The following is a 14,341-nucleotide window of genomic DNA, read 5'->3' as shown; positions in this document are numbered from 1 at the left end:
TTGCCACGCAAGGGATGCCGACACTTTTGTCTCGTGGCCCGTCCTCGCCGCGATCCGATGAAAAATCAACAGGAAACGTTATTTCCCGCCGTTTCAGCGCGTCAGCGCATCCAGAATGCGCGCCCAGGAGCGCTGGCCCTTGTGGAAGGAGCTGAGTTCGTATTTTTCGTTGGGCGAGTGGATGCGGTCGTCGTCGAGGCCGAAGCCGACCAACAGGGATTCCATGCCGAGATAGGTCTGGAAGTCGCCCACCACTGGAATGGAGCCGCCGCTGCCGGTCGTCACAGCGGGCTTTGGCCATTCGTCGGAAAGTGCGGTCTTGGCCTTGGCCAGGAAGGGCGAGTCGTAGGACAGCTGGATTGCCGGCGAGCCGCCGTGGGCGTGGAATTCGACCGAACAATCGGCCGGAATGCGCTCCTCGACGAATTTGCGGAAGGCCGTGCGGATCTTCTTCGGATCCTGCTTGTGAACGAGGCGGAACGAAACCTTGGCCGACGCCTCCGCCGCGATGACGGTCTTGAACCCCTTGCCTGTATAGCCGCCGATGATCCCGTTGAACTCAGCGGTCGGCCGCGCCCAGGTCAGTTCCAGCACCGAGCGGCCTTTTTCGCCCGATGGGATCGACAGGCCGACAGGTCCGAGGAAGGTCTCGGCCGTCTCACCCAGCGTCTCCCACGATTTCAGAACCTGCGTCGGCGTTTCCTCGACGCCGTCATAGAAGCCCGGGATGGTGACATGGCCGTCCTTGTCGTGGATGTCGGCCAAAACCTTGGCCAGGATGCGGATCGGATTGGCGGCGGCACCACCATAGAGGCCGGAATGCAGGTCGCGATCGGCGGCCTTGACCGTGATCTCCTCGCCGACCAGCCCGCGCAGCCCGACGCAGATCGACGGCGTGTCGCGGTCCCACATGCTGGTATCGCAGACCAGCGCGAAATCGGCCTTGAGCTCCTCGGCATTGGCCTCGAGGAACGGCTTCAGCGAAGGCGAGCCGGATTCTTCCTCGCCTTCGAACAGGATGGTGATGCGGCATGGCAGACTGCCATGCACCTGTTTCCACGCGCGGCAGGCTTCGACGAAGGTCATCAGCTGGCCCTTGTCGTCGGCCGAGCCGCGCCCGGTGATCACCTTGTGACCGGGTGCGACGTCCTTGAGCGCGGGTGCGAAGGGGTCGTTTTCCCACAATTCGATCGGGTCGACCGGCTGAACGTCGTAATGGCCGTAGAACAGCACATGCGGCGCGCCCGCCGGTCCGTCATGATGCGCAACCACCATCGGGTGGCCTGGCGTGTCGCGCACGCTGGCCTCGAAGCCGATGAGCCTGAGCTCCGCCACCAGCCATTCCGCCGCCTTGCGGCAGTCGGCGGCATAGGCCGGATCGGTGGAGATCGACTTGATCTTGAGCAGTCCGAAGAGCCGCTCCAGGCTCTGGTCGAGATTTTGGTCGAGACGATCGAGGACGGGGGAGATTGCGGACATTTGGCGAGCCTTTCGATTCAGTGCCGGAACCGTAAAGGCAGAGCGGCGAAACGAAAAGCCCGGGACGATTGGACCACGGCCCGCATGGCGCAATCGGGCAAAAAAATGCCGCCGTGGTGGAGGGGGGACCACGGCGGCGTTTTACTCGAAACGATGCGGCAGCCCGGAGAGGGGGGATAGGCTGCCGCAGTTGTCCGGGATAGGCGGGGGACGGGCCTTGCTCCGGACTCGGCGAAAACTGCCGATGACGTGTATTTGGGTCTCTGAACGTGGCGATTCAAGGGCGTCAACGTTACACTTTTGTAACGTGACCGTGAGCAGGCCTGCGGAACCCGATCTGTCAGGGTGTTGACGGAACCTATATCGCGCGATGTCTTTGGCATGGACCAAGCCATCGTGCCGCGCTATCCCTGCCGGCATGAAAAAAGGCGATCATCTCTTCCTCATTGACGGCTCCGGCTACATCTTCCGTGCCTACCACGCATTGCCGCCTCTGACCCGCAAGTCGGACGGCCTGCCGGTCGGTGCCGTTTCGGGCTTCTGCAACATGCTGTGGAAGCTGATGCAGGATGCCCGCAACACCGATGTGGGGATCGTGCCGACGCATTTCGCCGTCATCTTCGACTATTCCTCGAAAACCTTCCGCAACGATCTCTATCCCGAATACAAGGCCAACCGTTCGGCGCCACCCGAGGATCTGATCCCGCAGTTCGGCCTGATCCGACAGGCAACCAGGGCATTCAACCTGCCTTGCGTCGAGATGGAGGGCTTCGAGGCCGACGATCTCATAGCCACCTATTGCCGCCTGGCCTGCGAGGCCGGCGGCGACACCACCATCATCTCCTCCGACAAGGATCTGATGCAGTTGGTTGGCGACACGGTCGGCATGTACGACCCGATGAAGGACCGTCAGATCGGCATTCCCGAAGTCATCGAGAAATGGGGCGTGCCGCCGGAAAAGATGATCGACCTGCAGGCGCTGACCGGCGATTCCGTCGACAATGTGCCTGGTGTGCCCGGCATTGGCCCAAAGACCGCGGCGCAACTGCTCGAGCAGTTCGGCGACCTCGACGGATTGCTCGCCCGCGCCGGCGAGATCAAGCAGGAGAAAAGGCGTGAATCGATCATCGCCAACGCCGACAAGGCGCGCATCTCGCGCCAGTTGGTGACGCTGAAGAACGACGTGTCGGTGGCCGAGGGGCTGGACGATTTCGTGCTGCATGCCCCCGACGGGCCGAAGCTGATCGGCTTCCTCAAGACCATGGAATTCACCTCGCTGACCCGCCGCGTCGCGGAAGCGACCGGCACGGAGGCCGGCGACGTACAGGCCGTGGCGGTAACCGTCGAACGCGCCGACAATGCACATGGCCCCGATGTCGGCGCGGGAGCACCACCCGTTGCCCGCAACGGCGCGGGCTCCGGGCTTGGCCAGACTGCTGAAACCGAGACGACGGAGACGCCGAAACAAGGTGACACCCCTTCCCTCCTGGCCGCATTGCGGCTGGAGGGCGCGGCCACCGCCAAGATCGATACGTCGGCCTACCATTGCATCCGAGACATCGCGACCTTGAAAGCATGGGTGGCTGAAGCGTTGGAGGCCGGTATAGCTTCCTTCGACGTCAGGGCGACATCAACAGATCCGATGCAGGCCGAATTGATCGGCATGGCAATAGCCACGGCGCCTGGCCGCGCCGCCTATATTCCCTTTGCCCACAAGAGCGGCAATGGTGACCTGCTTGGCGGCGGCACGCTCGAAAACCAGATTTCGCTTCGCGAGGCGCTGGCGGTGCTGAAGCCGCTGTTGGAGGACAGATCGGTCCTCAAGATCGCGCAGAACCTGAAATATGATATCGTCATCATGAGCCGCTACGGCATCGATGTCGCGCCGTTCGACGACACCATGCTGATCTCCTACGTGCTCGATGCCGGCACCCCGCATGGCCACGGCATGGACGCACTGGCCGAGAAGTGGCTTGGTCACAGCCCGCTCCAGCTCAAGGCCGTGACCGGTTCCGGCAAGAGCTCGGTTGGCTTCGACCAGGTCGACATCGACAAGGCGACCGCGCACGCCGCCGAGGACGCCGATGTGACGCTGCGGCTCTGGCTGGTGCTGAAACCAAGGCTGGCCGCCAAGGGCCTGGTCTCGGTCTATGAGCGGCTCGAGCGGCCGCTGGTGCCGGTGCTGGCGCGCATGGAACAGCGCGGCATTTCGGTCGACCGGCAGATCCTGTCGCGGCTGTCGGGCGAACTGGCGCAAGGTGCGGCCCGGCTCGAGGAGGAAATCTACCAGCTCATCGGGGAGCGCATCAACATCGGCTCACCCAAGCAGCTCGGCGACATATTGTTCGGCCGCATGGGCCTGCCCGGCGGCTCGAAGACCAAGACCGGCCAGTGGTCGACCTCGGCGCAGCTGCTCGAAGACCTTGCCGCCGAAGGCCATGAATTGCCGCGCAAGATCGTCGACTGGCGCCAGCTCACCAAGTTGAAATCGACCTACACCGATGCGCTGCCCGGCTTCGTCAATCCCGACACCAAGCGCGTCCACACCTCCTACGCGCTGGCCGCGACGACGACGGGCCGGCTGTCGTCGTCCGACCCGAACCTGCAGAACATTCCGGTGCGCACGGCTGAAGGCCGCAAGATCAGGACCGCCTTCATCACCGACAAGAGCCACCGGCTGGTCTCGGCCGACTACAGCCAGATCGAACTGCGCGTGCTCGCCCATGTCGCCGAAATTCCGCAATTGCGGCAGGCCTTTGCCGATGGAGCCGACATCCACGCCATCACGGCGTCCGAGATGTTCGGTGTCCCCGTCGAGGGCATGCCTTCGGAGGTGCGCCGCCGCGCCAAGGCGATCAATTTCGGCATCATCTACGGCATCTCGGCTTTCGGCCTCGCCAACCAGCTGTCGATCCCGCGCGAAGAGGCGAGCGCTTATATCAAGAAATATTTCGAGCGCTTCCCGGGCATCCGCGACTATATCGAGGAGACCAAGGCCTATGCCCGCGAGCACGGCTTTGTCGAAACGATCTTCGGCCGCCGCATCCACTATCCCGACATCAGGTCGTCGAACCCGTCGCTACGCGCCTTTAACGAGCGCGCCTCGATCAACGCCCGCCTGCAAGGCACCGCCGCCGACATCATCCGCCGCGCCATGATCCGCATGGAGGAAGCCTTGGACAAGGCCAGGTTATCCGCCCGCATGCTCCTGCAGGTGCATGACGAGCTGATCTTCGAAACGGTCGAGGCCGAAGTCGAGGCGACAATCCCGGTCGTGCGCCACGTCATGGAAAACGCGGCGATGCCGGCGGTCTCGATGTCGGTCCCGCTGCACGTCGACGCCCGCGCCGCCAACAACTGGGACGAGGCGCATTGATATGGGCACAATGCTGCCGCTATCAACGAGCACATTCCTGTCATTCGCGCTAGCGTCCCTGCTGATCGAACTGACGCCGGGCCCGAACATGACCTACCTGGCGCTGGTCTCGGCGAGCGACGGTCGCCGCGCCGGCTTCGCTACCGTGGCAGGCATCGCGGTGGGCCTCGCGCTCATCGGTGGCATCGCTGCTTTGGGCGTTGCCGAACTCATCCAGGCTTCATCCCTGCTTTACGAGGGTCTCCGCTGGGCAGGCATACTGTTCCTGCTTTATCTCGCCTGGGAGGGCTGGACCACTGGGACCGATGTGGTTTCGAGCAATGGCGATCCGGGCGGGAAATATTTCTTACGCGGGCTTGTCACCAATCTTCTGAATCCGAAGGCTGCGATCTTCTATGTCGCCGTGCTACCGACCTTCGTCGAGCCGGAACGACCCGTACTTGCGCAGACCGCCCTGCTAACCCTCACATACGTGGCTGTTGCGACCGCCATCCATGGTGTGATTGTCGTACTGGCGGGAGCACTGCAGCCATTCCTCAACGATCCGCGGCTGGAACAAATCAGCCGACGGCTGCTTTCGACCTTGTTGGCGCTCGTTGCCTTTTGGTTTGCTTGGTCAACGGCGCGTTAGGCAGCCTCGGCCCGGCACTTCGCACAGGTCCCCCGAAACTCGATCACCGCCTTCTTGGCGGCGAAGCCGGTGGAACTGACCCATTCGTTCAGCCGGTGGTCGACGTCGTGGTCGGACATTTCGGTCACCTGCCCGCATGTGTCGCAAATCGCGAACGCGGTCATCGCATGGCTGTGGTCATGCGGCTCGGCGCAGGCGACGAAGGAATTGATGCTTTCCAGCCGGTGCACGAAGCCGGATTTTACCAGCGTGTCGAGAGCGCGATAGACTTGCAATGGCGCACGAAAACCGCGCTCGCGAAGCTGGTCGAGCAGTGTGTAGGCGCTGAGCGGCCCGCTGGCGGTCTCGAGCTTCTCGAGCACGCACAACTGGTTTTTCGTCAGCACATCCCTTGCCGCCATGGTCCTGTTCCAACTCGTCCTGCGTCACGCGCGGTTGTCTGCACGTGCAAACCGCCTGATCCCAATCAGATAGCGACGAACCGCGGTCTTTGCTACTCTTCTGTTGTAGCCGGACCAATCGACGACGTGCCGATGTAACGGCAGTGGCGGGATTGATAGCGGAGCGGCATTCAAAATACTGACAAAATCTTCGGCGAAGTTTGCCACGCTTGGGAAATTGGTTCGGGCTTGGGGAAGCAACATGATCAAATTGACACGGCGGACGCTGCTTGTCGGCACGTCCGCGCTGATGGCCGCCGGTGCGGTGTCGTTCCGCGCGCGGGCCGCTTCGCGCACCTACCATGCGCTGCTGGTCGCCTGCACCGAATATCCTGCTTTGCCGCAGCGAAACTGGCTGATCGGGCCGAAGAACGATGCCGGCCTGGTGCACGAATATCTCTTGAAGAACGTGCCTGATCCGGTGCGCTTCGCGCCGGAGAACGTCACGCTGCTGGCCAAGGACGTGCCCGGCGCCAAGGACCTGCCGACCCATGCGGCGATCAAGGCCGGGCTGGCGGACCTGGCGGCCAAGGTTCAGCGCGACGACTTCGTCTACCTGCATCTGTCCGGCCACGGCGCCCAGCAGCCTGAGAGGGTCAAGGGCGACGAGACCGACGGCCTCGATGAGATTTTCCTGCCGGTCGACATCGAGAAGTGGATCAACAGGGACGCCGGTGTGCCGAACGCGCTCGTCGACAATGAGATCGGCGACGCGCTCGACGCCATCAGGAACAAGGGCGCCTTCGTCTGGGCCGTGTTCGACTGCTGCCATTCCGGCACGGCAACCCGCGCGGTCGATGTCGAAGACGAGTTCGAACGCAAGGTCGAGTTCGCTGATCTGGTCGGCGGCGACGAGGACGCCAGGGCGGCGGCCATCAAGGCCTATGAGGACACGGTCGCGAGCGCATCGCGCGGCCTCGACGAGAACGGCCAGCGCAAGCCTGCCTTCAACCTGACGCCGACCGGCGGCGAGCCGATCAGCAAGGGCAAGCTGGTCGCCTTCTATGCCGCGCAGACGGTCGAGACGACGCCGGAGATGCCGCTGCCCAAGGGCACGCCCGATGCGCCACGCTTTGGCCTGTTCACCTTCACCATCCTGTCGAAGCTCGCCGAAAACCCCGACATCACCTACCGGCAGCTCGGCCAGGCCGTGCTGCAGCAATATTCGGCCGACAGCCGCACCCGGCCGACGCCGTTGTTCGAAGGCGAACTCGACGCGCGCGTGTTCGGCACCGACAAGACGGATGCGATCATGCAGTGGCCCATCGTCGTCAAGGACGGCGAGGCGACGATAGGCGCCGGTCTGCTGCATCGCCTCACCCCCGGCAGCAAGCTCGCCATCCTGCCGTCGGCGCTGTCATCGCTGTCCGACGCGGTCGGCTATCTCGAAGTGCAATCGGCGAAGAACCTGGAGAGCCGCGTCAAGACGGTCGAATTCGACAAGAAGCCGGCGCTGAAAGTCGCCGATATCCCCGCCCACGCCTATGCCCGGGTGGCGGAGATCGCCGTCGACTACAGGCTCGCCGTCGCGCGGCCGGCCGCGACCAAGGGATTGGAGGCGGAAACAGCACTCGTCAATTCGGTTCTCGACGAACTGGCCGCGGCCAAGGAGACCGGCTTCAACATCGAACTGGTCGATCCGGGCAAGAGCGCCGAGCTTCGCTTCGCGGTGATGCGCGAGAACGCCATTGCCGGCGCCGACAAGAACGCCACCGACAAGCCGGCTCTATGGTTCCTGCCGGCCTCGGGCGAAGTGACCTTCAAGGATGGCAGCAAGCCGCCGCTGATCATCATCCACGCCGACGACCGCCAGAAACTCGTCGATGCGACGACCAGGAATTTGCGCACCATCTTCCGGGCCACCGGGCTTTCCAGGCTGGCCGCGGCCTCCGACTACAAGCCCGAGGACGTCGACGTGCAATTCCAGGTCAAGCGTCGCGACAAGGAGGGCCTCGAACCCTTGCAGGCTTCAGTGGTGCCACGCGTCTCACCGGACGACCAGGTGCATGTGCTGGCCAAGAACAGTTCGGACCAGCTGGTCGACATCAATGTGCTCTATGTCGGCAGCGACTATTCGATCACCCACATCATAGCCGAGCGGCTGGCGCCGCAAGCAACGCTCGAGCAGGGGTTGCTGAAATTCTCCGACGTCAGTTTCGGCATGGAACGGATGATCGCGGTGCTGACCGAGGCACCGCCGGAGAGCGAGAAGGAGGACCTGAGCTTCCTGGAGCAGGATGGCGTCGCCTCGGCGACACGCGGGATAGGCCCCGCCGGCTTCTCCGACATGCTCGCCGATATCGGCATGGCGCCGTCGACCCGATCGGTGATGCGGCTTGCCGACAAGAGCGGTCCGAAGGGCGCGGTAATGATCTTCCCGATAGAGACAGTGCCGCGCGCCTGAACTCTGGCGCCAGCGCCGCTCGGCCCTGCCGCGCCGGCCCTTGCGCGATCGGCGCGATATGAGAACATTGCAGGCTGCGGCCCTTGGGGCATGACGGCCGCATGAAGCGGGTGGGATCGATTGTGAAAAAGTCCGTATTTTCCTGGCGCGCGACGGTTGCCGGTCTTGCCGGCGGCATGCTGCTGATCGCGAGTGCGTCGGCGCAGGACGCCTGCGGCCTCTGTGCCAAGCAGGTGGTCATCAATTCGGAACTGGCGAGCTGCTTTCTCGACCAGTACGACCAGTTCGCCAAGGCCAGCAGCGACGCGATCGTGGTCGACCTATCAGGCTGCGCCTCGCGCGGCATCGTCGAGGCCTTGCCGTCGCCGAACAAGGCACCGGCGGAGCCGGACATGCAGTTCATCGTTTCGCGCCCGCAGCTGGCCTGCCTGAAGAAGCAGCTCGAGACGCCGGGCGTCGTGCTTGATCCCTCCGCCACCATCGAACTGGACAGCTGCAAATGAAGAAACCGGCGGGGGCGCCCAAGCAGACAGCGGTTGCCGTGCCGGCAAAAACGGCGGCGAAGCAGGCCTTGCCGGAAACCACGGAAGGTTTCCCCTGGCCCAGCGCCCATGAGATCAAGAAGGAAAGCAACCCCTTCACCGACCGGGACTGGCGCATGCTCGTCTATGCCTGGTCGGGCATGCTGGTCCGCTTCGCCATCATCTTTACCCTGGGATTCTCGGTCTATCAGTTCCTGGCCAATCAGGAACAGAAGCGCGTCGAGCAGACCATGTCGCTCGTCGAGCTATGGGAGACCAAGGACTATCAGCAGGCGCAGCGGGCGCTGAAAGACCGTCTCGCGGCCCTCAATGCCAAATATGACAATCTGCTCAGCGCCAACCCTTCCTCGACCGAGGAGCAGGTCTTCAGGCAGCGCATCGGCATCGAGGCGATGAGCGCTTCGGGCGGCGACATGCCGCTGGCCGACTTCAATGAGAATTTCGACCGCATCGTCTATTTCCTCAACCGGCTTTCCTTCTGCGTCGATGGCGACCTGTGTTCGCGCAAGGTGACCGACGCCTATTTCCGCGACTATGCCGTCTCCTTCTGGAGTTATTTTGCTGGCTATATCGACAGGCAGCGCAAGGCGGGCTCACCCACTTTCGCCACCGCGATCGAAGCCTATGTGCGCAGCGGGCAACCGTCGGCTGAAACCAAATAACGATGACAAGGCCGTGGATGACAAGGGCCGGGATGACAAGGGCCGGGGTGAGCTTCCGCCTCATGCGCGCCTGCCGCTGGCTCGCCATGGCCGGAGCCCTGGTCTCGGCGTCGGTCGCCCATGCCGAGGACGCCCCGGATTTCCACCTCGATCTCGACACCGGCGGCCACAGCGCCCGGATCAGCGATCTCGCCTTCACGCCCGATGGCGAGGAACTCGTCTCGGCCTCGGACGACAAGACCATCCGCATCTGGGATTGGCAAAGCGGCGTCAGCCTGCGCACCCTCCGTGGCTACCTCGGCAACGGCAATGACGGCAAAATTTTCGCCGTCGCGGTTTCGCCTGACGGCAAGACGATCGCCGCCGGCGGCTATTTCGGCGCCGGACTCGGCGACAAGCCGCCCTATGGCGACATCAGGCTGTTCGACGTCGCCACCGGCAGGATGAGAGCCGTGCTCAAGGCCGCCGATTACGCGACCTATGACCTTGCCTTCTCTCCCGACGGCAAGACCCTGGCTGCCGGCGGCGCCGACGGCGTCGTCTATCTCTGGAAGCTCGACGACAAATCCGCGGCCGGGTGGACGCTGGACAAGAAGCTCGACGCCGATTCCTGGCACATCGACAAACTGGCTTTCGCCGCAGCGGGAACCCGGCTGGCGGCGACGACGACTGACAATGGGATCCGGCTCTGGGATATGACGAAGGGCGAGGAGATCGCCTTGCCCGCCGACGCCGATCCGCTGCGCGACGTCGGCGTCATGGCGCTCGCGGTTTCGCAGGATGGCCGCCTGTTTGCCACCGGCAGCGGGGACGGACAGGTCCAGCTGAGGAATGCGGCTGACGGCAAGCTGGTGCGCACCATGCCGAAGCAGGATTTCCTCATCGGCTCGCTGAGCTTCGCCAAGGGATCACGCCTGGTCGCCTCCTGCGGCTATCGTTGTGCCGACAAGCATCGCTCCATCGTCTGGAACACCGGCACCGGCGACAAGGTGCTCGACTATGCCGGTCACGATGGCACCGTCTATGCCAGCACCGCCAATGCCGACGGCTCGCTGGTGGCGACCGCCGGCGGTACCCGCAACGCCATCCAGATCTGGGATCCGGCGACGGGCGAACGCAAGGCCTTGCTGCAGGGATCGGGCGAACCGGTGACCGCGGTCGGCATCGATGCGGCCAACGGCGTCATCGCCTGGGGCGATGCCAACCCCTGCCCCGAGCGCATTGCCTGCCCGGAACAATTGGGGGCGCTGGATCGAAGACTGGACCTGCCCACCGCCGAGCGGTTCTTCGATGGCCCGCAGCCGCTGACGGAGCCGAACTCCTTTGCCCGCGCCATGCTGAGTGACGGACAATGGTCGCTGCACGCCACGGCCGGCGGAAAGGATGCGCTGGAAAACGCGGTTCTGGAGATCGTCCATGACTGCAAGGTCGTGCGCACGATCGAGAACGACGCCACCAACGGCTTTGCCCATTCCGCCTACACCCTGATCGACAACGGGCTGGGCCTGATCACTGGCGGCAATGACGGCACGCTGCTGGAATACAAATCCGCCACCGCCAGGGTATCGGGTGAATTCACCGGTCATACCGGCGAGGTCAACGCCATGGTCGCCTCGCAAAAGGCCGGCCTGCTGGTCACCGGCAGCGCCGACCAGACGCTCCGGCTCTGGAACCTGAAGACGCACGAACTGATCGTGTCGATGTTCTTTACCGGGTCGCAATGGATCGCCTGGATGCCGCAGGGCTATTATTATTCCTCCGACGAGGGCGACAAGCTGATCGGCTGGCACGTCAACCAGGGCCGCGACCATGAAGGCCGCTTCGTCCGCGCCGGCCAGCTGAAAAAATATCTTTGGAGCCCGGAAATGGTGCGCCGCGCCATCATCCTGCGCAGCGCCAGGCAGGCTGTCCAGGAGATGCGGCCGGGTGTCGACAATGAGCTGCAGAAGCTTCTCCAGCGCAAGCCGCCGGAATTCGGCATCCGCGTCGCCGACGACCAGAGCAAGGTTCGCGACGGCTACGTCGCCGTCGAGATCACGGGCGCCAGGGAGGCCGGCGCTGATGTCGCCGGCTTCTCTATCCTGTCGAACAGCCGCAACGTCGGCGACATCGCCACCCGCTCGGCCGATGGCGACAGAACCATTGTCGAGGTGCCGGTCGAGAATGGCCAGAACACCATCCGCGTCACCGGCACCAACGAATATGGCTATCTGACCGAGCGCAGCGTGACCGCGCTGGCGAGGAAGACCGAGAAGGCCGAGGCCAAGGGCAAGCTCTATGTCGCGGTCATCGGCGTCGACAAATACCCGTTCCTGACCGATGCCTGCTCCGGTCGGGCCTGCGACCTGCGCTACCCCGTCGACGACGCCACCGAATTCCTCAAGGTGGTCGCGCAGAAATCGGCGCCCTTGTTCTCGTCGATGGAGACGCTGGTGCTGGTCAATCGCGAAGCGCTCGACGAAAACCCCGACAAGGCACAGCAGACCTACAAGGTTGCCAGTGCCGACAAGATCATGGAGCCGGACTCGCACACAATCGACGACCAGCTCGCCGACTTCCTCGACAGGCCGGGCGAACATGACACCACCCTCGTCTTCGTCGCCGGCCATGGCATCAACATCGACGAGGACTACTATTTCATCCCGACCGACGGCCGCAAACAGGATGCGGAGCGCTGGAAGCGCTCCTCGCTGGTCGATTGGTCCGACATCCAGAAATCGGTCGAGCGGGCCAAGGGCATGCGCTTCATGCTGCTCGACACCTGCCACGCCGCCAACGCCTTCAATCCGCGCCTGGAAAAGGACGCGCAGGACGCGCGCATCGTGGTTTTCTCGGCCACCGCCGCCAACAACACCGCCGCCGAATTGCCCGAGCTCGGCCACGGCGTCTTCACCTACTCGATCCTCGAGGGCCTGCGCGGCAAGGCGAGGACTTCCGATGGCGGCGTGACACTGTTCGGCCTCGCCGATTTCATCTCGCGCGAGGTGGTACGGCTGACCGCTTCGAAGCAGAAGCCGTTTTATTATGTCGGCGGCGTGGAGAACATCGTGTTGGCCGAGCCATGAGCATCAAAAGTCGGCGCCCAGACACCCCTCTCGCGCGAATCTGGCCGGCTATGGCAATCCTGTTCTTCCTCCCCCTCCCAACCCTTGCCGCACCCGTCACCTGCCCGCCCGGCATGGAAAACTTCCCGCCATTCTACGACGACGCCACTCTGTTCAAGGATGCCATCGCCAATGTCGCCAGTGTCGAGCCCTCAAACCAGCGGCTGACCGGCATCACCGTGCCGCATCATCTCCTGGCCGCCGATCTGGTGGCGCTGGGGTTCCACGCAGCCTCGGGCTTCCGCTACAAGCGCATCGTCATCCTGTCGCCGGACCATTTCCACAAGACGCACAAGCTCTATGCCACCTCCATGCGCGGCTTCGACACCGTGCTTGGCCCGGTCATGGCCGACACCGACGCCGTGCGCCTCCTGGAGAAGAACGGCGACATGGTCGAAGAATCCTGCCTGTTCGACAAGGAACATGGCGTGCGCGCCATGCTGCCCTTCCTGCATCACTATTTCCCCGAGGCGAAGATCGTTCCGGTGGCGATGTCGGTGAAGGCGAAGCGCGGCGACTGGGACAGGCTTGCCGAGGCGCTCAAGGCCATCGTCGACCAGGACACACTGATCGTCGAATCCACCGACTTCTCGCACTATCTGCCGCAGCACGAGGCACGCCGTTTCGACCAGCAGTCGATCAACATGCTGGCCGCCGGCTCTCTCGACGGCATCGCGGCGCTTCGCCAGCCCGATCACGCGGACTCCGTTGGCGCGCTCTATATCCAGACCAGGCTGCAGCGCCAACTGTTCGGCGCCCAGCCGCTGGTCGTCGCCAGCGAGAATTCGCAGGAACATACGTCCGACTATGTCGAGCGCACCACCAGCTATGTGGTGGCGCTGTTCGGTACCTTCGGCCCCGGTTTCAACAGCCCGGCACGGCCGAAGGACAAGATCTATTATATCGCCGGCGACGTGAATTTCGGCCGCGCCATGAAGAGGATTTTGCTGCGCGACGGCATCGCCGACCGGATCGTCGACAGCATCCTGTCCTTGACCCGTTCACGGCCGCTCATCGTCAATCTTGAAGGCGTCATCCTGCCCAACGTGCCGGAAGCGATCGACGACATGACGCTGGCAATGCCGCAGGGCCTGGCTGTCGAGATGCTGAAGCGGCTGCATGTCGCCGGGGTCGGCCTCGCCAACAACCACGCCTATGATCTGGGACCGTCGGGCTATGCCGAGACGCTGCGCGCGCTGGACGAGGCGGGCATTCCGCATTTCGGCCAGGGCGAGACGCTGGCGCTTGCCGATCTCGACCTTGTCGGCCTGACCGACATCGACACCAACGGGTCTGATAACACCGACTTGCTCACCCCTGCCTTGCTCGACCGGTTGCTGCACGAGAATGCCGTGCGGCCGGTGGTCGCCTTCGTCCACTGGGGCCGTGAGTACAAGACCGAACCCTCGGCACGCGAAGCCAGGCTAGCCGACGAGATGCGTTTGCGCGGCGTCACGGCCATCGTCGGTGGTCATCCGCATGTGTCGAGCGAGGCGATCGTGCCGCTTGCCGGCGGCGATGTGGCGGAGGTCTATTCGCTCGGCAATTTCCTGTTCGACCAGAGCGCGCAACGCTCGTCGGGCTCGATGCTGGAACTGCGCGTCTTCGCCCAGGGCACGATCTTCACCAGGCTCATCCCGCTACCCAACTATTTCGAAATGGGCCGCAAATAAGCGCTTCTGACTTAGGGTGGGTTGAGATTG

9 protein-coding genes are annotated in these 14,341 nt (G+C 63.7%); 7 read left to right on the top strand and 2 right to left on the bottom strand.

Going from position 1 to position 14,341, the window contains the following annotated elements:
• Nucleotides 1-93: 93 nt before the first annotated feature.
• Nucleotides 94-1,479: a M20/M25/M40 family metallo-hydrolase gene (locus FJ948_RS10655; RefSeq protein WP_140704110.1), complete on the bottom strand. Its 1,386-nt coding sequence runs from the start codon at nt 1,477-1,479 to the stop codon at nt 94-96.
• Nucleotides 1,480-1,897: 418 nt separating this feature from the next.
• Between FJ948_RS10655 and polA the strand changes: the two genes are divergently transcribed.
• Nucleotides 1,898-4,855 carry a DNA polymerase I gene (gene polA, locus FJ948_RS10650; RefSeq protein WP_181173633.1) on the top strand — a complete coding sequence of 986 codons (2,958 nt, stop codon included), beginning with the start codon at nt 1,898-1,900 and terminating at the stop codon, nt 4,853-4,855.
• Between the two features lies 1 nt (nt 4,856).
• Nucleotides 4,857-5,486, top strand: coding sequence for a LysE family translocator (locus FJ948_RS10645; protein ID WP_140704108.1), 630 nt, complete (start codon nt 4,857-4,859; stop codon nt 5,484-5,486).
• Here the strand turns inward: FJ948_RS10645 and FJ948_RS10640 are convergent.
• On the bottom strand, nt 5,483-5,887 hold the full coding sequence (locus FJ948_RS10640; RefSeq protein ID WP_140704106.1) for a Fur family transcriptional regulator: 405 nt from the start codon (nt 5,885-5,887) through the stop codon (nt 5,483-5,485). The two genes, FJ948_RS10645 and FJ948_RS10640, sit on opposite strands and share 4 nt — an antisense overlap.
• Before the next feature lie 241 nt (nt 5,888-6,128).
• On the opposite strand from FJ948_RS10640, the gene FJ948_RS10635 reads away from it, so the two are divergent.
• The 5 genes from FJ948_RS10635 (at nt 6,129) to amrB (ending at nt 14,311) form a co-directional block, all read left to right on the top strand.
• Entirely contained in the window at nt 6,129-8,330 is a 2,202-nt protein-coding gene (locus tag FJ948_RS10635; protein WP_140704104.1) for a caspase family protein, read from the top strand.
• Between the two features lie 122 nt (nt 8,331-8,452).
• A complete protein-coding gene (locus FJ948_RS10630; protein ID WP_140704102.1) occupies nt 8,453-8,833 on the top strand; it encodes a hypothetical protein in 381 nt (126 codons plus the stop codon).
• Nucleotides 8,830-9,534 carry a hypothetical protein gene (locus FJ948_RS10625; RefSeq protein WP_140704100.1) on the top strand — a complete coding sequence of 235 codons (705 nt, stop codon included), beginning with the start codon at nt 8,830-8,832 and terminating at the stop codon, nt 9,532-9,534. Before FJ948_RS10630 ends, FJ948_RS10625 begins: the two co-directional genes overlap by 4 nt.
• Nucleotides 9,535-9,581: 47 nt before the next feature.
• Entirely contained in the window at nt 9,582-12,599 is a 3,018-nt protein-coding gene (locus FJ948_RS10620) for a caspase family protein (protein ID WP_246677496.1), read from the top strand.
• A 50-nt stretch (nt 12,600-12,649) separates the two neighbouring features.
• Nucleotides 12,650-14,311, top strand: a complete 1,662-nt coding sequence (gene amrB, locus FJ948_RS10615; protein WP_140704098.1) for an AmmeMemoRadiSam system protein B — start codon at nt 12,650-12,652, stop codon at nt 14,309-14,311.
• The last annotated feature ends 30 nt before the right edge of the window (nt 14,312-14,341 follow it).

Origin of the sequence: Mesorhizobium sp. B2-3-12, assembly GCF_006442205.1 — a bacterium.
Lineage (GTDB): Bacteria > Pseudomonadota > Alphaproteobacteria > Rhizobiales > Rhizobiaceae > Mesorhizobium.
Note: the sequence above shows the minus strand (reverse complement) of the source record. Positions and strands in the feature narration are given on the sequence as shown.